General features: G+C 38.1%; 19 protein-coding genes. 10 read left to right on the forward strand and 9 right to left on the reverse strand.

Annotated features, from left to right (window positions below):
- Positions 1-122 precede the first annotated feature (122 nt).
- Together R3E32_19840 and R3E32_19845 are read left to right on the forward strand one after the other, a co-directional pair.
- A complete protein-coding gene (locus R3E32_19840) occupies positions 123-2,540 on the forward strand; it encodes an MMPL family transporter (protein MEZ4886992.1) in 2,418 nt (805 codons plus the stop codon).
- 59 nt (positions 2,541-2,599) lie between these two features.
- On the forward strand, positions 2,600-4,858 hold the full coding sequence (locus R3E32_19845) for a putative porin (protein MEZ4886993.1): 2,259 nt from the start codon (positions 2,600-2,602) through the stop codon (positions 4,856-4,858).
- Here the strand turns inward: R3E32_19845 and R3E32_19850 are convergent.
- A complete protein-coding gene (locus R3E32_19850) occupies positions 4,801-5,535 on the reverse strand; it encodes a Crp/Fnr family transcriptional regulator (protein MEZ4886994.1) in 735 nt (244 codons plus the stop codon). The genes R3E32_19845 and R3E32_19850 overlap by 58 nt on opposite strands.
- A gap of 144 nt (positions 5,536-5,679) precedes the next feature.
- Here R3E32_19850 and R3E32_19855 point away from each other — a divergent pair, with 144 nt between their 5' ends.
- Positions 5,680-7,164, forward strand: a complete 1,485-nt coding sequence (locus R3E32_19855; GenBank protein ID MEZ4886995.1) for a hypothetical protein — start codon at positions 5,680-5,682, stop codon at positions 7,162-7,164.
- Here R3E32_19855 and R3E32_19860 read toward each other — a convergent pair.
- The 4 genes from R3E32_19860 to R3E32_19875 all read right to left on the reverse strand — a co-directional run bounded on the left by R3E32_19860 (position 7,157) and on the right by R3E32_19875 (position 12,064).
- On the reverse strand, positions 7,157-9,157 hold the full coding sequence (locus R3E32_19860) for a tail fiber domain-containing protein (protein ID MEZ4886996.1): 2,001 nt from the start codon (positions 9,155-9,157) through the stop codon (positions 7,157-7,159). The genes R3E32_19855 and R3E32_19860 overlap by 8 nt on opposite strands.
- Positions 9,158-9,415: 258 nt before the next feature.
- Positions 9,416-10,159: an SGNH/GDSL hydrolase family protein gene (locus R3E32_19865; GenBank protein ID MEZ4886997.1), complete on the reverse strand. Its 744-nt coding sequence runs from the start codon at positions 10,157-10,159 to the stop codon at positions 9,416-9,418.
- Between the two features lie 2 nt (positions 10,160-10,161).
- Positions 10,162-10,680, reverse strand: a complete 519-nt coding sequence (locus R3E32_19870; GenBank protein MEZ4886998.1) for a hypothetical protein — start codon at positions 10,678-10,680, stop codon at positions 10,162-10,164.
- Entirely contained in the window at positions 10,670-12,064 is a 1,395-nt protein-coding gene (locus R3E32_19875; GenBank protein MEZ4886999.1) for an AAA family ATPase, read from the reverse strand. Before R3E32_19875 ends, R3E32_19870 begins: the two co-directional genes overlap by 11 nt.
- Before the next feature lie 138 nt (positions 12,065-12,202).
- On the opposite strand from R3E32_19875, the gene R3E32_19880 reads away from it, so the two are divergent.
- Together R3E32_19880 and R3E32_19885 are read left to right on the forward strand one after the other, a co-directional pair.
- Positions 12,203-12,433, forward strand: a complete 231-nt coding sequence (locus R3E32_19880) for a hypothetical protein (protein ID MEZ4887000.1) — start codon at positions 12,203-12,205, stop codon at positions 12,431-12,433.
- 221 nt (positions 12,434-12,654) lie between these two features.
- Positions 12,655-12,987, forward strand: coding sequence for a CU044_2847 family protein (locus tag R3E32_19885; protein MEZ4887001.1), 333 nt, complete (start codon positions 12,655-12,657; stop codon positions 12,985-12,987).
- Here R3E32_19885 and R3E32_19890 read toward each other — a convergent pair whose 3' ends face one another.
- From R3E32_19890 to R3E32_19905, 4 genes are all read right to left on the reverse strand, one after another.
- Entirely contained in the window at positions 12,988-13,767 is a 780-nt protein-coding gene (locus R3E32_19890) for a hypothetical protein (protein ID MEZ4887002.1), read from the reverse strand.
- 3 nt (positions 13,768-13,770) lie between these two features.
- On the reverse strand, positions 13,771-15,237 hold the full coding sequence (locus tag R3E32_19895) for a thioredoxin-like domain-containing protein (protein ID MEZ4887003.1): 1,467 nt from the start codon (positions 15,235-15,237) through the stop codon (positions 13,771-13,773).
- A 139-nt stretch (positions 15,238-15,376) separates the two neighbouring features.
- Positions 15,377-15,949 carry a thioredoxin fold domain-containing protein gene (locus R3E32_19900; protein ID MEZ4887004.1) on the reverse strand — a complete coding sequence of 191 codons (573 nt, stop codon included), beginning with the start codon at positions 15,947-15,949 and terminating at the stop codon, positions 15,377-15,379.
- A gap of 91 nt (positions 15,950-16,040) precedes the next feature.
- Positions 16,041-16,685: a thioredoxin fold domain-containing protein gene (locus R3E32_19905; GenBank protein ID MEZ4887005.1), complete on the reverse strand. Its 645-nt coding sequence runs from the start codon at positions 16,683-16,685 to the stop codon at positions 16,041-16,043.
- A 398-nt stretch (positions 16,686-17,083) separates the two neighbouring features.
- Between R3E32_19905 and R3E32_19910 the strand changes: the two genes are divergently transcribed.
- From R3E32_19910 to R3E32_19930, 5 genes are all read left to right on the forward strand, one after another.
- Positions 17,084-18,898 (forward strand): redoxin domain-containing protein, encoded by a 1,815-nt coding sequence (locus R3E32_19910; GenBank protein MEZ4887006.1) that lies wholly within the window; start codon positions 17,084-17,086, stop codon positions 18,896-18,898.
- Positions 18,899-19,053: 155 nt separating this feature from the next.
- Positions 19,054-19,575, forward strand: a complete 522-nt coding sequence (locus R3E32_19915; GenBank protein MEZ4887007.1) for a hypothetical protein — start codon at positions 19,054-19,056, stop codon at positions 19,573-19,575.
- 6 nt (positions 19,576-19,581) lie between these two features.
- Positions 19,582-19,833 carry a cytochrome b5 domain-containing protein gene (locus R3E32_19920; GenBank protein ID MEZ4887008.1) on the forward strand — a complete coding sequence of 84 codons (252 nt, stop codon included), beginning with the start codon at positions 19,582-19,584 and terminating at the stop codon, positions 19,831-19,833.
- 46 nt (positions 19,834-19,879) lie between these two features.
- Positions 19,880-20,836: an endonuclease/exonuclease/phosphatase family protein gene (locus tag R3E32_19925; protein ID MEZ4887009.1), complete on the forward strand. Its 957-nt coding sequence runs from the start codon at positions 19,880-19,882 to the stop codon at positions 20,834-20,836.
- A gap of 19 nt (positions 20,837-20,855) precedes the next feature.
- Positions 20,856-21,578 carry a glycosyltransferase family 2 protein gene (locus R3E32_19930; GenBank protein MEZ4887010.1) on the forward strand — a complete coding sequence of 241 codons (723 nt, stop codon included), beginning with the start codon at positions 20,856-20,858 and terminating at the stop codon, positions 21,576-21,578.
- Positions 21,579-21,581 lie beyond the last annotated feature (3 nt).

Here is a 21,581-nt window from a genome sequence, read left to right on the forward strand (position 1 = left end):
GATTTTTTTTTTTGTTTACAATAGGTAGAATATTAAACGTTTTTTGGAGCTAAACTATATAAAAGGCAGAAATTATTTACAGAAAATAGCTTGAATATAGGTTTGAGGAAATGTTGATACCAATGATTGCCGAAAAGGGAATACCAATGACGAATGAGGAGGAATCGGGTAGGAATACAGACTTTTTTAGGGGTAGAAACGTTAATTTTGCGAATATGAGCCTTGAGCAAATCAGCAAAATCATTTTAGGGTGCATTATTTGCATCACCGTCCTATTAGGCTACCAATTGCAGCAACTACGGTTCAGCTACGATATGGAAGATTTTTTTCCAATCAATAGCGAGGACACGCAGTTTTTTGAGCAATTTCGTCAAAATTTTGGCAATGACGATGACTTTGTATTGGTCGGAATCCAACACCATCAAGGAATTTTCCAACACGATTTTTTGCAGCAAATAGACAGTCTCACCAAACGCATTGCCGCCTTGCCCAATATCGAAAGCGTACAATCGCTGACCAATATCAAAGAATTGCGTAGAAGTGGAATGTATTATAAATTGTTGGAAGTACCGTATTTACATTTTGATCGACCAGAGAAGTATGCCGAAGACAGTATCCGAATCTATGAAAGTCCCTTGTTGGTTGATTTTTTGGTTTCGAGTGATGCCAAGTCTGTATTGTTGTATGTCAAAAACGCCGACTTGTTGGGAGATACAGAGTGTAGAATACTGACCAAAGATTTAGAGCGAACCTTTGAAGATTTTTCTTTTGAGGAGTATCACATTGCAGGCAGATGCACAGGGCAGACGGTGTATGTGGACATGATTCAGCGAGAAGTGCGTGTTTTTATCGGTTTTGCCATTTTAGCGATTGTGCTATTTTTGTGGCTTACCTACCGCAGTTTTTGGGGCGTATTGCTGCCTTTGTTGGTGGTTGGGCTGACGGTTTTGTGGACAATGGGGATTATGGTATTGAATGGAAAATCAGTTGATTTGATTTCCAATGTGATACCTACCATTTTGATGATTATTGGCATTGCTGATGTCATTCACTTATTGACAGATTACGAACATAGACAAGCCGAAAATCGGGCAAAGGGTTTTCCTAAAAGTGCTACGGATATTCTCCAAACAACGGTCAAGGAAGTGGGCATGGCCACTCTATTGACGACCTTCACGACTGCCATTGGTTTTCTCACACTCACCACTTCGAGGTTCAAACCTTTGGTGGATTTGGGTTGGTACGCAACGATTGGATTGTTGATTGCCTTGTTGCTGACCTATACCTTAGTGCCGTCGGTTCTTGTACTGATTGAAGGAAAATTTCAAATTAAAGCCCAAAAACTCAATCCCATCAGTGCCTTGAATGCCCAAAAACTACATTTGGGAAAAGGCAAAATGAATTTGCAAAACCTGTTTGATTGGACAATGGGACATTCCAAACAAATCGTATTGGTTTCTGCAATGGTTTGTGTGGCTGCAATATGGGGAGCAAGTCAAATTAAGGTGAACATCTATATATTGGAGGATTTGAAGGAAGAACATCCACAGCAAAAAGGCTTTGCTTTTTTTGAAGAACACTTTGGAGGTGTGCGTTCCTTTGAGTTGGCAATGAATACGAAAGATACTTCAAAGCATATTTTTGATTTTGAAGTTTTGCAGGAAATTGCATTGGTGGACAGTTTTTTGACCGAACAGTATGGTGTGAAAAACTTAATATCTCCTGTGGTCGTCATGAAAACTGCTAATCAAATTTACCATCAAGGACGCAAGGATTACTACCGAATGCCTGAAAACCCGAAGGAAACGGGGCAAATAAGCAAACGACTACAACAATATGCCGATGATATTCAATTGAATAAATTGGTGGATGCTTCAAAAAACAAAGCGCATATCAGTGGCAAAATTCCCGATTGGGGCAGTCATCTGGTAGGTCAAAAAAATGAAGCCTTAGATTTGTTTATAACCAGAGAACTGGGTGAAAGTCAACTGGAATATAGAGTCACTGGCACAGCATATTTGATGGATTTGAACAATAGTTTTTTGGCAGAAAATGTATTGAAGGGATTGGTCATTGCTATTGTCATCATTGGTATATTGTTTGGCTGGTTGCTCCAATCATTTAGAATGATTTTTTTGGCTTTGATTCCCAATCTTTTACCTTTGTTATTCGTGGCAGGTATTATGGGTTTTGCGGGGATTGACCTCAAAATTTCTACAGCGATTATTTTCATTGTCGCATTTGGCATTGCAGTAGATGACTCGATTCATTTTTTGAGCCGTTTTCGCAGAGAAATATGCAGTCACAAGGTAGAGGCGGCAGTTAGAGAAACCTATTTACATACAGGTAAGGCAATTATCGTTACATCGCTGATTTTGGCAGTTGGATTTTTGACGCTTTGCAGTTCCGATTTTTTAGGCACTTTTTACATTGGTTTGTTGATTGCCGTTACATTGTTGGTCGCATTGCTGGCAGATTTGTTGTTATTACCCGTACTTTTGGTGTGGTTTTACCGTCATTATAGAAAAGGAGAATCGTGAAAAATTCGCCTAAATAAAAGAAAATAGGTACATTCAAGTTGATTTATCAGAAAGAAAGTATGAGAAAAAAAATAAGCTGCCTTCAATGGGCTGCAATGTTCTTCTTCTTTTGTTCTACATTCACTTATGCCCAACTCCCAACGCTTGGAGGAGGCAGTGGGGGTGGTTTTGGAGGAGTAAGTAGGGGAGGAGGAAGTGGAGGTACTTCAAAGCCGATATTGCAGAAAGATACACTCAATATTGACGGACGCTACGATACTATTTTGTTCAGCACAAACCCTTATACGCTGCAATTGCAGAAAATAGATACCAACATTACTAACTTGCACCGCTATCATCCTGCCCTGCAAAAGAGTGAATTTCCCTACACGCATTTGGGTAATGTCGGACAAGCTCATCAACCATTGGTATTTGAATATCAAAGAAATATTGGCTTTCAACTGGGTATGCGGCAATTTGATGCCTATTTATTGCAGCCCGAAGACGTACCTTATTACCATTCCCATTTTCCCTATTCTCAAATACAATACACGATTGGTCCAGAGGAGGAACAAAACTTTGGGGTAGATTTTGCAGTACATCCCAGCAAAACACTCAATATCTTTTTACGCTATCGGAGTGCCAATGCACCAGGAATATACCAGCGTCAAAAAGCCATTTTCCGAAATTTTGTGGGAAGCGTGTGGTACCAGCATCCTAAAAATCGCTATCAGTTAATCGCTCATTACCTCAACAATAATGGAACGATTCAGCAAAACGGTGGGGTGGCGGAAGATACAACGGTCACAAAATTGAATGAAGATAAAATGTTGTTGCCTATTCGCTTATCGGCTGCAGAGAACAAATTGCGAGAGCGCAATATTTTTGTGCAGCAAACGCTGGATTTTGGAAGGCGGGTCAAACGAAAAATATCCATTGATACCAATACCATACAGCAATTGCCGATACCCATTTCTAAGGATACTACCGCCGTCCCAATTCCTAGACTTCCTAATGATACACTTCGAGATAGCACCATTGTTTCACTATCCAAAGATACGCTTCAAGACCGCATACCCATTCGTCCGATTAGGAAAAAAGCGAAGGTAATAGAGCAGTTTATACCCAGAGGGAGAGTTGGGTATGCACTAACCTACAAAAACAATTGGTACTTGTATGACGACCAACAAACTACTGCAAATGCGGCTGATTACTACAATGCGTTTTATTTGGGAGATGCAACAGGTATCGAAAACCGCCCTGCCCTGCTCTACACTCCAATAAGTCAAGAAACGATTCAAAATGAGGTTTTTTTGATGTGGATTGGCGACAAACAGAAAGGCAGCACGAACATTGTTCGCAATGCAAGAATTGGATTGTTGCACCAAAATACACAAGTGACTCAGGCCAATTCCATTGATAGTTTGACCTATTATACTTCCGAAACAGCAAAAAATACTTTTGCGGCAAGAATAGACACGACTCAACGCTTCAATACAGGACTACTCAATTTTCAAGTGGAAAACGATGTGCAGAAAAGCAATCGGCGGTTCACCTATCTCCTGAAAGCTCAATATGCTCTTTTTGGCTTCAATGCGGGTGATTTCAATGCGGAAGCCAGTATAGATTATCCCATTGCTCCCAAATTGGGCAGTCTGCAATTGAAAGGAAGTATTAAAAATTTAAGCCCCGACTTTGTTCAAAATCATTGGTTTGGCAACTACTTCAATTGGGACAACGACTTCAAAAAAACACAGAGTTTACAAATAGAAGCGACCTATCACCATCCCAAACTGCGGCTGGAAGTGAGCGCACGCACGCAGATTTTTGACCAACTCACTATCTGGAACACCTATTCGCAACCGACTCAGCTGTCGTCTGAATTGAGTGTGAGTCAGTTTGTTTTGAAGAAAGGATTTAAGTTACTTCGCAAGTTTCAATTTGACCATACTTCCGTTGTACAGGTTTCGAGCAGCGACTTTATTCACCTGCCCACTTATTGGACTATCAATAGTTTGTACTATCAAGGATATTTGTTCAAAGGTGCAGCATTGGCAAAAGTGGGTTTCGATGTACATTACAATACCAACTATTTTGGAAATGGCTACAATCCTGCAACGGGTCAGTTTTTCCTTCAAAACGACACGGAATTGAAGTTTTATCCTGTTGTAGATGCTTATATCAATGTGAAAATCCAGCGGGTGCGATTGTTTTTGAAGATGGAGCACCTCAATCAAGCTCTGGTACCGAGTTTTGACAACGGATATTTTGATGTGCCACATTACCCAATGGCTGACAGGGCTTTGAAGTTTGGAGTGCGGTGGATGTTTTTTGATTGATTTTCGATGAAAATTTGATTCCTCTCAATTTTTAGAAACCGTTCTTGCTTCAATTGTTTCAATACATTTCGTACCGTTTGCACAGAAGTTCCGACAATTGCGCCAATTTCGGCAGGCGAAAAACGAGGAATCGCAACAATAGATGAATTCACTTCCTCCCCTTTTTGCTCTGCAATGGACTGAAGCCATTGACGGATGCGAATATACGCATCATCTCCTTGAATCTGTGAATGAACCAACTGCTCAGTTTGTTGCAGGCGTTTGGCAAACAACTCCATCAGTTGTAACTGCATCAACCAATTGTCTTTCATCAATTCTTGCATGGCTTCAATCGGAATCTGACAAATCGCTGTATCTTCCAAAGCCTGAGCATATTCACCCATATTGAAGGGCATAATCAAAGACAATTCACCAAATAAATCACCCGTCCAAGCCACGTTTTGAATGAATTCTCGTCCATCTTCTGACCGTTTGCTCACCTTGACCCGACCTGACTTGACCAAATAAATTTTGTTGCCATTTTTGTAGGGATGGTAAATGTATTCACCTTTTCGAAATTGTTTGGTTTTGAGTGCTTTTTGCTGTTGTTTGAGAGGTAAAAATCGCAATAAACGCTCAAAGGTGATGCCTGTGATACCCAATGTGTGATTTGTTCTACTTGCTGTATTTGTATTCATAAGTGCGGATATTTGTGTCTTGTTGTCTGGCAATTTTTCCTGTCTATCTATTTGGTAGTTTGTAACCTGATGCCTTTCTCTTGATGAAAGAAATGATTGCTTTAGGACATTCTTTGATTGGTTTTCAAATTGTATTTTTGTCAGATGAAATCTTCAAACAGTCTTTTTGAGTTGGTCAAATCTTTGACTCCTGCCGAAAAACGCTACTTCAAAGTCTTTGCCCAACGCCATGTCAAAGGCGAAGAAAACAACTATGTGTTGCTCTTTAATGCGATTGACAAGCAAGATGTCTATGATGAAGCCCAACTTTTGAAAAAAATGAGAGTGCAACTGCTTGTACGTCATTTTTCGTCCGAAAAAAATTATCTCTACAAGCTGATATTGAAGGCAATGAATGCCTATGATTTGGATAAATCAGTGGATGCAAAAATTCAAGAACTCATCGGTTTTACCACTTTTTTTCGCAAAAAACGATTGTATCAACAAGCATTGAAGCAACTGGACAAAGCCAAAAAACTGGCAGTGAAATACGAACGTTATTTTTATTTGGTCAATATCCTCCATATCGAAACCACCATTATCAACTATTCTCACGAACTGCGAAACCAAAAGAGGTTAAAAATCAATCAAATAGAAATGGAAGCGGCTTTTGAAAAAGCACAATTGTACGATGAATACAAGCACCTATTTGACGAGGTTTTTTGGAAAAACAACAAAGGGATGTATGCAACCAATCAAGAACAAAAAACTTATTTTGAGCAAAAACTTCAATCGCCCTTACTACAAAATCCGTGTCCTCTAAGCGATTTTAGAACCCAAAAACTCTACTACCAAATCCTTCAAATTTGTTATGTCCAAACCCATCAGGCGCAAAATGGCTACGACTGCGCTCAAAAAATTGTGGATTTGTACGAATCCCAAACACACTTTATGACCAATGAAATGGACAATTACATTTCGATGCTCGGCAATACAATAGTGAGTTGTTACCAATTGGGAAATTTAGAAGCAATGTATCAAGTCATCCAAAAATTGAGAGCCGTTCCAGCGCAAACCTTCAATCAAGAAGTGGCAGTATTTGAAACCTCCTACAATGCCGAAATCGCTTACTACAATCAGAAAAAGGATTACAAAAAAATTGAAGAACTCCTCATTGGCATTGAGCAGAAACTCAATCGCTATGGTAGCCGCATCAAACAACCTTCGCTGATGGTTTGGTACTACAACATGGCAAGTCTTTATTTTGCCTTGACGTACTACGACAAATCTTTAGATTGGCTCAACCGTTTTTTTGATCTATATATTTCAGGTGTGCGAGAGGATACCTACAACAAAGCCATTTTTCTAAATCTCTTTTTGCATTGGGAACTCGGCAATCACCGCCTGCTTGAATCTCTCCTTCGCTCGGCTTCAAATTATCTGCTGCAAAAAAAGAATGTCTATTCTTTTGAAAAACAATTTTTAAGTTTTTTCAAAAAACTGCTGAACTTACCCATTGAAGCAAAAACAGAACGAATGGCATTGCTTCAATCTTTGAATAGTGATTTGCAGCAAATTGAGGGTAAAGTTGAAAAGCGTTTTTTGAACAGCACGGTTATTTTGACTTGGTTGGAGAAACAACTCACTTAGTCAGCATCATCTGCTTCGTATCCAATACCTTACCATCCAAAATCAGTGTGTAAAAATACGCTCCTGCCGATAATTGACTCGCTTCAATGCGTGTTTGTCCCTGTCCTCTGCCTTCAATTTTATGGCTGTACAAAAGCTGCCCATTGACGGTAGTGATTTGCAGTACTGCATTTTTCACCGATTCAGGGATAAAGTAGTCAATTGTAGTATTTTGGTGGAAGGGATTGGGTTGATTTTGAAGTAATTGGGCATCGCTCAACTGTATAACATCCGTTGGTTTTGCAGTAGATTCATCAAAAGTATTGTTTTCAAGAATAGGTTTTTGATTCTCTGCCAATTGTTGAACCAATGCTTCCAATTTATTCAAGCGATTTTCCAGCGTTTTATTTTCTGACTTCAAAACCTCCATCTGTTTGTTTTGGGCTTCAATAATAGACTGCTGTTCTTTGACCGCATTGATGGTGACATACCAAAGTGCATTCGGGTCGAAGCTGAGGTAATCTGTTGATTTTTGGTTGGTTGTGTCCACATATTCCATACTACTGACCATATAGGGAGCGATGCGTTTCATATCTTGGGCAATGATTCCCACAAACTCATTGTCCATATCAATTCCTCCTTCGCCATTGTAGCGAAAAGTGACAGGATTGATTTGCTGCAAAACCTTCAATCCATCTGTAAATGGTTTCACATCCTTCTTCAATCGTTTGTCGGAAGCTACTGACCAACTTCCACCACCAGGTTTGCCTGCGCTACCATTGACATGAAGCTTAAAATCAGGCTCACTTGTACCAATTCCCACGTTTCCTCCTTGATACTCAATGTGAAAAGTGCCATCTTCCTGATATGATTTACCAATAAAAAAATCACTTTCATTTTCGGTAGGTTCATTTTGAACTCCTGCCAACCACCAAGCACTCTGCCCATAAATCTGTATAAATTCGCAAAGAGCATCATAATCTTCTGCCCCTCCACCAATTTCTATATCGCTCCTCACCTCCAGTTTGTTGCTCAAGTCTGGCACATTTCCAATCCCCACATTCCCACGGGTATCCATGAAAAACATATTTTGATTGTCCTCTTCAGTACTGATATAAAAACGAGGATGAACAAAGGCATCATTAGGGTCTGGGTCTTCATTTTGAGCGCCTACAAACCAATCTTGTACACCGCTTTTGATTTGTAAAAACTCCGTATCTCCATCTTTGTCATCTTCTCCGCCTCCAATAACAACATCGCCCAAAGCGTGTAATCGCTCAGTTGGAGTAGAAACACCAAACCCAGAATTGCCATTTTTGAGGACGGTAAAAGCATTGGAGCGAGCATCTTCGTCGTAGCCATTTCCAACTACAAAGGCACGGTCTGTTCCAATAAAAAAGAAAGTAGAATCACCAGGTTCATATTCTTCACAATAAGCTCCTACAACCACCTCATGTATAGAACGGGCTATATTTCCCCGCCCAAAAGTGGTGCTGTAATCACCCCGAGAACGGTTCGCTGTTCCTATGGCGGTAGAGCCAGCGCCACTAGCCTTTGCGCCCCATCCCATCGCAACAGTAGAAAAATTACTTGCATGAGATTGGTAGCCCATCGCCAAAGAATAAAAACCTTCCGCTTTTGAATCGTAGCCCAATGCTACACTGCCTATCTGAGAGGCGAGATTGTTGTAGCCCAAAGCTGTTGAGTAGCGACCAATGTTGGCATAGTCCCAATATTGAGCCTCCCCTTCTCCTTTTTCTTTTAGTTCTCCTGCCCGTACAGCAGACTTTCCACTTACCCAACGCATTTTGCTGCCCTCGCCAAGAGTGTCTGCGCCAAACAAAACCTCTTTGCCTTCTCCAACGTGTAAGGCAGCGGGGCTATGAACATTGTTGTCCACATCAATTTTCAATACGCCGCCCACTTCCATGTCTTGTGCCATTGAAGTTTGATAGAAGTTAAAAAGGCATAAAAGAAAAAGTAGTGGTAAAAAATTGCAGTTGTAAGGTTTCATTTTTTGAAGTTTTGATTTGGGTGAAACAATCCATTTCCACTGCAATTTATGGGAAGAACACATTCTGGACAAACAATAAAAGGTCGGTTTTTAGGGTTTCTGAAAGGTAGTTTTTGAAGTTTTTTTGAAAATTATTTATTTGACAATCAGCAGGTTGATTAAAATACAAACGCCCTTCAGAAATGGGTTTCTGAGGGGCGTTTTAAAGTAGAATGGAATGCATACCGTTTATCGTACTCACTCAAGTTAAAACCCAAGTTACTTTGCAGCCACCAACAAAGGTTTTACAATCTTTGTCCAAGCTGCATATCCTTTTTCGTTCATGTGCAGCATGTCTTCTACAAAAATGTCTTTTTTCGGCTCTCCACTTTCATCCAACATCGGTGCGCTAATGTCCACATACTCCATATTTGGCTGTTCTGCAAGGTAATCTGCAAATAGTTTGTTGGCATCTTCCATTTTCGGCCACATTTCCCAGCGGGCTATTGAGGGCTTCATACAGAGGTAAAAGAGCTTTGTGTTAGGGAGTTTGGCTGTGATTTGGGCAGTCAATTCTTTGAAGGAATCAAAGGCTTCTTGAGGCGTTCTACCTTCCGAAATATCATTTTCACCAGAATACAAAACGATTATTTCTGGTTCATACGGAAAAATGATTTGGTCGGCATAATGTACGGCTTCGGGCAAGGTCGAACCTCCAAATCCCCGATTCAACACTGCCAATCCTTCCATGTCTTCCTTCAATGTGACCCAAAATCGAATGCTCGAACTGCCTGTAAACAAGATTTCTCCTTTTCGAATACCCTGCTCGTGGTCTTCTTTTTGGAAGGCTGCAATGGCTTCGTCAAAACGATGGATGTCAAAAGGGAGTTTGGCAGTGGATGATGGGGGAGTTGATTCTTTTGGGGGTGTTTCTTCAGTGGATTCTGTTGAAGTTGAAGAGTTTGTATTGCAACTGATTGCAGTGAAAGCGATTAGGAGGAAAAGCAGGAATTTTTGTTTCATGTTTAAATACATTTTGGAAGTATATAATCGGTTGGATAACCGTCAATAGCGAGAATTTTTCCGTAGTAAGAGAAAGGACGAAGTCTTTTTAAAAAGTTCAAGACATATCTTTTAGAAACGGTATCGGTTGTTTTTCCAGCAACTAATCGAAGCTTGAAAATGACCTTAATATTTTCATTCAAAAAATAATTTCTAAGTCTATCGCGGATAAAGTCAAATAAACAAGTTTCAAATTTCTCTCTCAAATTTGAATTATCTATTGACTTTGTATTTCTAACATTTTTTAATTCAATTAAATAGACATGAAAATGATTTTCTTTGCAGCGTTGGATAATGAGGCAATCCACAGAAGCAGGTCTTTTTTCAATCTTCAAACTGTTGTAGTAGTCATCGGGTTTGATTACCAATAAATCAGCTTTGTCAATCCCCTCTTCAATGGCAATACAAATTCCTTCATCTTCACAAGCCTCTTTGATAAAATCCTTCAACAATTCTTCGTTCTTCAAATTCTCAATTAGCATCTTGTTGTTGGTTTAGGCGGTCAATGGTGTTCATTCGTTCTTCATACAGTTCTTCCGAAACAGGCAAAAAATTGGTATCTTCTACTCCCATTTCATTGGCTTCCATGTCTTTTTTGACCACACTCCCTTTATCGGTCATTTCTATATGGTAAACTGCTACCTTATCTGCATCTAACTCTTTTGCCAACAACATGTTGCTCACCTTGTCCAACATATAATCGCTATGAGAAGTCATAATGATTTTGACATTGTGTTTGGTCAATTCTGCAAAAATCTTCATCAATTTGACTTGCGTTTTGGGATGTAAATGGGCTTCGGGTTCTTCGATGATGAGAATGTTTTTTTTATCCGTTTCTTCCTTGATGATGTGCTTCAGGAATAAAACCAATGGAGCTAGTTCAGAAATCATTGAAGCCGCTTGTGTGATTTCAATGGTCAAATCTGTATTGTTTGGAGAGAAAAATATTTTCTTGGTTGTATTGTCAAAAGATATTTTTCCTTCAAATATTTCTTCTTCTATTTTTTCGCCAATTTTTCGCAATTTCTCATTGAAGTGAGTTGTATTCATTTGCGAAAGCGTCAAATAATAATCCGATACGGGTTCAGAAAAAGAAGGAATTTTGAAGTCTGCTTTGATTTGATGGCGGTATTGTGAGAGTTCTGCAAAGATTTGTCCGAAATTGTTGATGGACTGGTATAAGCCAGAACGAGAGGAAGGGAGGATATATAATTCATAATCGAATAAGTATGATTTCAATAATAGCTTATTTATAATGTTTTCCCATATAAGAATATCTCTTATTTTACCATCAAAAACAGAAGTATCTGAAATAGCCCCCTTAACTTCTATAGTTCCTACCATATTGTCAAAAGGGTTTTGATATGATAGATAAACTTTCTCAAATGTATGATTATCAATATAAGTGGAATTTGCAAACTGAATATCTAACGAGCCTATGTATGTCCTAATAATACAAAAAAAAGGTTTATTTTTTTGATAGCGATTAGTTACCTTCTCTAAGTTAGAATAAGTATTTTGAAATGATGCCTCGATTTTTGGAAGTAATTCTTCCTTCAGTAATACTTTTACCCCTTCTTCTAATTCCTTTGTAATATCAACCCATTCATTTTCTATTAAATTCTCGAAAAAGCTTTTTTTATTCTTTTCGAGTTTTTTAAGAGTAGATAGGTAATAAAGTCTAATGTGATCTGAATTCTTTTTTGCTATTTCATAATGATAAACCAAATTCTTCATCAACAAATACAAACTATTCACCGCATAACTCTTCCCCACGTTGTTCTCTCCATAAATCAAATGCAAATCCTTCTCTAAGTCAAACTCAAAGTGGTGGATAGGTCCAAAATTGTTGATTTCGATTTTCATAAAATACACAAATTCATTTAGGCTTACAATATCGGATATTTTTCAAACATTCCCTACATCAACTTATTTTTGATTTTCATTCCCTACTTCGCTATCTTCGCACACATTAATTCTTAACTCACAATAAAAAAACGACCCATGCGAGGAGCATACAGCATTTTAGCAGTAGTAATCATCATTGTATTGTTGGGCGTATTCGCCATACAAAGCGGCAAAACAAAGGCTTATACCTCGAATGAAGGTTCACACAAGATGGAGCTTACCCAACCAAGTGAAGTATATGCCAAATATGACTTCAAACCAAAGGGACAGGCTGTTCCCGTAGATACAATGTCTTTGGAGGCAGTGATGGATTCAATTGAAGACTGATTGGTAATCAGTGTATGGGTATTGGTTTTTTGATTTATTCTTGAATTGTACTGTAAATGAAACCTTCAAAATAATACAGACCAATTAAGACCTTAATCAACTCTAAATCAAAGAGTTTTTGTATTTTAATTTGTGCTTTGAACTTGAGTTTTCAGTAAGTGTGTAACCTTTTACCAAATTCTACCACTTTATCATATACATTCTCAATTAATCAAAAAAACATGAGCAATAAAATCGAAAAATTTGAATCCGAATTTGGAAGCCTATTCATTGAAGTAGGAGATCGTGTCGGTACACAAACAACTTCAATTGGATTTAGCAACAAAGGAGATGCCCCAGAGACTTTCAGTGGTAATTTGGAAGATGTGCTTGAACCCGTAAAAGTAGCCGCAGATACGGTTATCAAAAAAGTGTTGTCTGCTCAAAATACACCCTCGGAGGTAGATGTAGAGTTTGGTTTGGCATTTGATAGAGAGATAGGTCCTTATATTTCAAAAGGCTATCGGGATATAAGCTTTCGGGTTAAGGTGAAGTGGAAAGCTAAAGAGGATTAATCAAATCTTACCTTTTCTCAACGCTTCAATCAATGGGAAATATACCTCAAAAGACATATAACCGAAGCGATGGTGTTCACGGTCGTATAATACATACATATAATAATCAGCAGGGATGCATCCCTGCTGTTCTCGATTAAAGTCCATAAACTGTTTGCCTTCAATTCCAGTTGGTCCTCCATAATCATATCCAGTTGTTGCCTGAGCATGAAGTGCCTCCGTCATATATTGTGTTCCAACATATTCCAACTGTGCCACATGCACCAACTCATGTATCAGCCAAGCCATGTCATTGTTTCCTTCTTTGGCATAAATCGAGCGGGTAAAGTGTATGGTGTAACAAATACATATCCCCAAATCCAATGCACCTATTCGTCTGGCACCCATATAAGCAAGGGGTGAATTTTCGTGAATCTGGATTAGATCATAGGGAAGACTGTCCTTAAAAACACGTTTTGCTTCGATCAACTCCAATTCATTCAAAGGACGACAATTGGGCTGAAATACTGTCCACCAAAATGTCCAAAATTCACCTAATCCGAGTAGATCAAATATTTTGGTAAACAAACGTCCTGCCCAAGCAATTATTCCCAACAAAACGTACCGCATTTTTAATCCGAAATTACTTCGCACAGGAAATTCACACTGCCATTTTTTGAGGGCAGAAGGCTTGAAAAAATGTACTGCCAATCGCCACAGGCGACGGGGTATTTTTATAAAAAAGTTTTGCCAACAAAGGACAAAGACTTGAATGATATGTCTAAAGTGTCTGTTCTTCAAAATTTATCTCTTGACAATAAAGGCATCTCTATAGCCTCTCGATTTTACTTTTTCGAGAATTTCATTGGCTTTTGATTCGCTAAAAGAACCCAACATGACTCTTTGTAGGGTAGTAGTAGCCTTTTCGGTGTCCAATGTTCCTAAGTCTTTCAAGTTAGAAAATTTACTTAAATCAGGCTTACCGAAAACTCCTAATTGAATTTTGTAATTGCCACTTGGAGAGGGAGTATTTGTACTGCCACTACTATTTCCTGCAGATGCTTTTTCGGTTCGTGTCACCAAGAAAGCTCTTGGATGACCCTTTGCAGCTACTTTTTGTAAAGCGGCATCTTTTTCAGAGGCATTAAAAGTACCCAATAATACACGCTTCAATCCGCTTGGTGTTGTTTCCATCTCCAACTCACCTATACTCTTCAAATCTGAAAATTTACTTAGATCAGGAGAACCAAAAACCCCCAGTTGGATTTTGTAAACCATCACCGAGCCAGTTGGAGATGTATCAGGTGGTGTTATAGGTTTATCAGTTGTCGAACCAGAGCCACTTCCTGTAGAAGAACCGCCACTACTGCCACTCAAGGTACGAGTCACCAAAAATGCTCCTGCATACCCACGAGATTGAATGATAGGTAACACTTTGTCTGCCGATGTTTTGTCATAATTTCCTATCAAGACACGGCTCAAGGAACTGGTTGAACTGACTTTTTCTATTTCCAAAGTTCCCAAATCCTCCAAGTTTTTGAACTTACTCGGGTCAGGTTCACGAAAAACCCCCAACTGTGCTTTATATACTTTACCCGAAGTAGGTGTTGTGATTGGAGGAATTTCAACATCTGTCGGTTTATCTACAGGTTTGTCAATTGGCTTATCAGTTGGTTTATCTACGGGTTCGTCAGTATCATCTTTTGATTTTGGAGGAGGAATAGGGCTTACTAATAGTCCATTGAGCTTTGTATATAAATCATCATAGCTCATATTTTCACCTATTACCTTACCCGTAGGATCTAACAAAAAAGAATAGGGCAATGTGTTGAAACTATAAGTATTCCAGTATTGTGAATCGTAAGTAGCCCTTTCAATTACCAAATCAATCCATGTGATGCCATCCTTGCTTATTTGGTTCAACCATTTGCTTTTATCTTCATCAAATGCAACACTGTATATGGTGAATCCATCTGCCCCCTTAAAACTACGTGGCTTGAAAGTATCATAGAGTTGTTTGTACTCCGCATGACCAGTTGCTGCGGTTTGATTGTCCCAAGTTGCCCAAAAATGCAGCAAAACATATTTCCCACTTAGGTTCGATAACTTACGGAGATTATCCTGTCTATCTGGCAAGACAATATCAGGAGCCTTTTTACCGATTAATGGATGTTGTGTCTGTGCTTCAATGGGTAAGAGTGCCACTATTTGAAGGACAAAAATAACAAGTAGGATGGATAGGATGTTTTTGGTGAGGAACTTCAAAGACATGGTATAGGGTCGTTTTTAAGTTTGTGCAATAGTAGAGCAAGTTAATGATTTTTTGAATAAAATCAGTTGTTTCGCATTAAAAAAAAGCCTACTCATAAATTCAGAGTAGGCTTTTTTTGACCGAAAGAAAAGTAATTTATTATTTAGAAAATCGAGGCTTAGAGTTACGCATATAAATTCCCCAAGGAACTTTTTTGTAAAAGCCCTGTCCATAATACTGCAATATTTGGTCAAATTCGGGGGCATCAAGGTATCCTCCTACCGAATTTATGGGCTTAAAATTTTCGTCAATGAATACAGTTGAAGGGAACTGCATATTGCCTCTCAACAAATAAGAAGCCAATTCATGTGTTCGATATTGACTTTTTTTATCCACTTTGTATTCTTTTTCTCCAAGTGTAATTTTTTGGCTGGTAAAGGCATTTAGCTTTACAGCATAAAAATTTTCGGCAATATATTCTTTCACTTTAGGATGTTCCAAGGTGGTTTTGTCCATTTTGGTGCAATAAGGACAGTTGTTCATATATACATCAACAAGTATTAATTTGGGATTTTTTTGTTGCAGTTCAAAGGCATCTTCAATACTCAACCAATTTATTTTTTGGCTATCATTTGTTTCAGAGTTTGTCTCATTATTGTTGACAAATGTGAAAGAACTGCAGATTGCTGCAATGGATAAAAAAAGAGAAAAAACAAAATAATTTTTTAACATGGCTTGGTAATAAATAATGAATTATAAAAATGATTTTCACCTACCTGTTAGCGAAAAATAGGTATTTATATTGCCTTCAGTAGTTGAATTCTTACTCTTGTTCAGATACAAAAATATCTGTAATGTCGATAGATTGTGAAAAATTTTGCAGTCCAATTTCCTCTTTGATAGGTGATTGGTATTCTTTTGTGAAATTTCCCCAAGGCATTTTACGATGGTAATTCCCTTCAAAATAATGTAGTACCATATCAAATGATTTGGCATCTAAATAGCCTGGAAGTGTTTGGATGATATCAAAATTTTCATCTAAAAAAACAAAAGACGGATAGGCTATTTTATTGGTGAGTAATTTGCGGGCAAATTCGTGGTACTCGGTGTAGTCTTCCTCCACATAAATATAGGTTTGTCCTTTGAAATCAATGGGGTCTTTTGTTTCTCCATTGAATTTTATAGCATAAAAATGCTTATTGATATACTTGATAATTTCAGGATTCCGAAAAGTCGTCTGATCCATTTTTTTGCAGGGTGCACACCAATCTGTATAAAAATCAATCATCACCTTTTTGGGTTTTTTCTTGGACAGTTTAACCGCTTCCTCCAAACTAAGCCATTCAATTTCATTTTGATTGATTTTGCTAGAAGTGGTGAGATTTCTTTGAAAATTTTTTGAAACAAAACAGCCATTGCAGAAAAGTACGGCAATGAATAAAAAACTTATGGGTATGAGTCGAATCATTTTTATGGTTATTTGTTGTTTCAATAGAATTAATATTGAATTTCAACGTTAATTTTAGTAATAGTAAATTTTGGGTTAATAGTTTTGCAGCGTTTTTTATATTCCTTTATTTGAACCATATGCAAAACTAAACCGTTGCATATATATCCTTCAAAAGAATTTTAGGACCATAGGGTTTTGCTAAGAACTCCAAATAAAAATTAGTTTTTTGTGGGGTTTTTATTAAATTTACACTTACTTAGCTTTTAGGCACTTCCTATCTTTTAGTGTTTCGATAAGAAATAAAAATTGTTTCATTAATTTTTCATTTTTTTGTCAAATTTTAAGCAAAGATATTTATTCATTTAATAATATTAACGCCTTTATAGGTATTTATTTTTTTCATAAATCAAGAAGCTATGAAAATCTTATCCAAACTTGCCCCCTCCCTTCTTATTATTTGTTGTTTGATGATGGGTTTTACCTTTCAGATACAAGCACAAATGGTTGGTGGAACTGTTGGCAGTATTGCTCCCAATATAGAACTACCTGACCAGTATGGTAATAAAATCTCTCTCTCTGGCTTACGTGGAAACCTAGTTTTGGTTCGCTTTTGGAAGTCTGGAGACCCCAATTCAAGAGCTACCAATTCAAATATTTTTGCACTACATCAGAAGTACAAAAGTGCTTCATTTCAAACAGCCAAAGGTTTTCAAGTCTTTATGGTTTCATTGGACAGCCGTTTAGACAAATGGAAAATGGCTCTTCAAGAAGACCAACTTCCTGAAAACTACCATGTCAATGATATTTATTCAAAATATGTTGCACCTTATGGTGTTCGGAATTTACCTGCCAATTTCTTGTTGGACGAAAATGGCATCATCATCGCCAATACCAAATCTATGGCAGAATTAGACCAAGAATTGAGTAAACGTGCGAAAGTATATGCAGGAACTACTACAACCGTTAGTCCTACTACACTGACAACTGTAAACTCTACTCCTACTATTTATTCTGATTTGGTGAATACATCTGACAGGCCTACACCAAGCACTTTCAATCAGCCTGAGACAACTATAGCCAATGTATCGTCTGCCGAATCTACTTACATGATTCAATTGGGAGCATTTAAAAATTTGGATATAAATAAATTTTTGGATGCTTCAGAATATGGTTTTGTCACTGCTGAAGATGCAGGAAATGGTGTCCAAAGAGCTTTGTTGGGTAAATTTAACTCTCCTGAGGATGTTGTCAGTACACTCAGTAAACTCCGAGATAAGGGATATCCAGATGCTTTCCCAGTAGAATATAAGAACAATGATAGAAGAATCATTGGTAAAAAAGAAACTACTGCTATTGCCTCTAAAATGGGGATTACTATTGCAGATGCCCCTGTCAGCACTGCTACCCCTGAAACTATGAGTGTAAATACTACACAAATACCTTCTACTACTAACATAGTTTCTACTACCAATACAAATACTACTACAAATAGCGGAAGTACTCAATATGAATACCCATTTTCTACCATCAACACGAATAGCAATCCTATCACAAGTATTCCTGATGATGCCATAAGCACTACTTACCATAGTGGCGGCAGTACCGTTATAACAACTTCAACGACAAGTACAAATGGAAACATTGCTACCCACAACAGCAGCGGTAATACAACTACAGGTAATACAACACTCGTACCTTCAGAGATTCCTGTTTTTACAGGTGGTGTAAACCCTGCTACTACCTACAACAATAATCAAGGAACCTACTATGATAGTGATGCTTATGAGTTGAGTTGGTATCCATCTGAACCCAGTCATGCACAGCCAAATATCATTGAATCGCCTTACTACAATGAAAACCCAATAAGTAAAGATCCTAATGGGGTACAAGTACCTAACTATGACAACAACAACAATGGGTGGCAACAACAAGGATGGAGTAATAGCACTCAATCTACTACAAACGGACAGTGGAATACCAGTACTCAACCGAATACAAATGGACAGTGGAATACCAGCACTCAACCGAATACAAATGGACAGTGGGATATGAACAATCAAGCACCTGCTACTTCCAACTATACTGAGCCAAATAACCAACAGTTAGACCAGTCTTTAGACAGTTATTTGAATAGCTATGATTTTTCTTCTGTGGATGACAATTCAGATCGATCTACAAGCACCAATAAGAAGAAAAAGAAGAAAGCAAAAAAAAGTAAAAAGAAGAAATAAGAATGGACTAAGACTCATTGCTACCAACATATTGAAGGTAAGTACCGAGTCATTCTATCTTTTTTGCAGATAAAAGGGAATAGACATTTATACAATGTCTATTCCCTTTTTTTATTTTTCTTAATTTTACCCACCAAAACAAAAAATAACCAGACATGTCAGTAAATTTAGGAATAGGCTCTCGTATCAAAGAAGAACGTTTCGGAATTGGTGTAATCGTAAAGATTCTAGCAGAATCTTATGGAATTACCTTTATGCAGCATGGCTATATTGAACTATCACAAAATACTACATTAGATGTGATTGAAGCATTGCCTACTGCAACAGATGTAGTATCTATGAAAGATGTGGAACGAACCTTCAAGCGTTTACTCAGCAAATACATGGGCGAACACGAAGAGATAAGACTTGGCGATAAATGGGAAGGTGGCACAATGCTTTTGCAACCTGCTGATGAAGATTTGAAGCCAAAGGAAATTCCTATCGAAACTTTTTTTCATAAAATAGTAATGGTGCGGGATAGAATGAGGGTTTTGGAACAACGAATCAATAGCAATAGCAGCCTGACTGATGAAGAAAAAGTAAATTTGCAGCAATACGTTACCCGTATTTATGGCTCGCTTACGACCTTCAATGTACTGTTTAAAGACAAAAAAGACCACTTTAGCAGTAAGTAAAATAGAATGACAAATTTACCCACCTATACTTCTCTTCAATTGGCACTGAGAAATGGTCAAGACAGAGAGGAAATTTGGATTGCCTATAAAGGAGTTATTTATGATGTGACCATTAGCCGTCTTTGGCGCAATGGAAAACACTATGAGCACTGGGCAGGTCAAGATTTGACTGAAGAATTGCAGGATGCGCCACACACAGAAATTGTTTTCCAAAAACTACCCATAATCGGATACCTCAAAACGATAACATTCGACTAATTTTTACTTTGTCATGGAATTTTTCAAAAAATATAAAAAGACATTCATGCTTATAGCGGCAGCCATTGTAGTGGTTGTCAATTGGAATTATATTTCAGAAAACTGGGAGTTTTTGCTAAAAGAATGGGAGCAGCAAACGGAGCAACAATCAAAAACAAAGGATCATGATACACAAATAGACATCCCTCCAATTCTCCCTTCTGAAGAACCTGATTCGCCAACAGAAACTACCCCTCCTACTTCCACAAAAGAGCTGGAAAGCGTAAAAATCGTGAGTTGGAACTTGTACAATATTGGCATTAGTAAAGATGATGAAGAAGTGGAGTTTATCGCCAATCTGTTGAAAAACTACCATATCATTGCTATCCAAGAAATTTCTACACAGCTGAGCGGGCCGAGAGCAGTAGTGAAGCTGAATGATGAACTGAGCCGTAAAAGTGGTAAGTGGGACTACATTATCAGTGACCCGACCGTTGGGCCTGGTAGCGAACGATATGCCTATCTTTGGCGAACCGATTTGGTGGAGCTTTCTGCAAGACCTTGGTTGGTGAAACCTCTTGAGGATAAAGTTGATAGAGAGCCTTTCATGGCACGCTTTAAGTCTGGCGACAAAACTATGCTGCTTGCTAACTTCCATGCAGTCCCTACTTCAAAAAAACCTGAAAACGAAATCCAACACCTTGTTGATTTACACAGACTGTATGGCAAAGACAACCTCCTAATGATGGGGGACTTCAATTTGTCTCAAAAACACGAGGCGTTTAATATATTGAAGCAACGAGGATATGACCCCATTTTGGTCAATCAAAAAACAAGCCTACGCCGAACAGCCATCAACGGGGATTATTTGGCACAAGAATACGACAACCTTTTTTACAATAACTCCGTTTTCAACCTCAAAAGAAGTGGTATCCTTGATTTTGTTCCTAAATTTGAGTCGCTAAAAGATGCAAGAGAAATATCCGATCACTTACCAATATGGTGTGAGTTGAGTTGGAAGTGACTGGTTAAAATAACAAAATATGAAATTTGATACATTATCTATCCTTGTTCCTGTGTACAATGAAGAACACACCATCCAGAAAATCCTCAAAAGATTGTTGGAAATCAATCTTATTCATAACATACAAAAAGAAATAATTTTGGTAAATGACTGCTCGACAGACAATACCGAAGTCAAAATTCAAGAATTTATCGCACAGCATCCCGAAGCTCCTATACAATACTACAAACACGATAAAAACAAAGGAAAAGGCGGTGCATTGCATACAGGTATAGCCAAAGCAACAGGAGACTACCTCATTGTCCAAGATGCAGACTTAGAATATGACCCCGAAGAATTCAATCTCTTGATAAGACCTGTGGTGGGCGGAGAAGCCGACATTGTGTATGGCTCTAGGTTTATGGGAGGCAAGCCTCACCGCATTTTGTTCTTTTGGCACTCTATTGGCAATAAATGGTTGACCTTCTTATCCAATATGTTCAACAACTTGAACTTGACAGATATGGAAACCTGCTACAAATTATTCAACACCAATATGCTGCAAAGTCTTCAATTGAAGGAAAAACGCTTTGGTTTTGAGCCAGAAGTAACCGCTAAGATTTCACGTATTCCCAAGGTTCGCATTTATGAAGTCGGTATTTCTTACTATGGTAGAACGTATGCAGAAGGCAAAAAAATAAATTGGAAAGATGGTTTTCGAGCCATTTATTGCATCATCAAATACGGACTTTTTTCAAAATAATCC

This window comes from Chitinophagales bacterium (assembly GCA_041392475.1).
Classification (GTDB): domain Bacteria; phylum Bacteroidota; class Bacteroidia; order Chitinophagales; family UBA2359; genus JAUHXA01.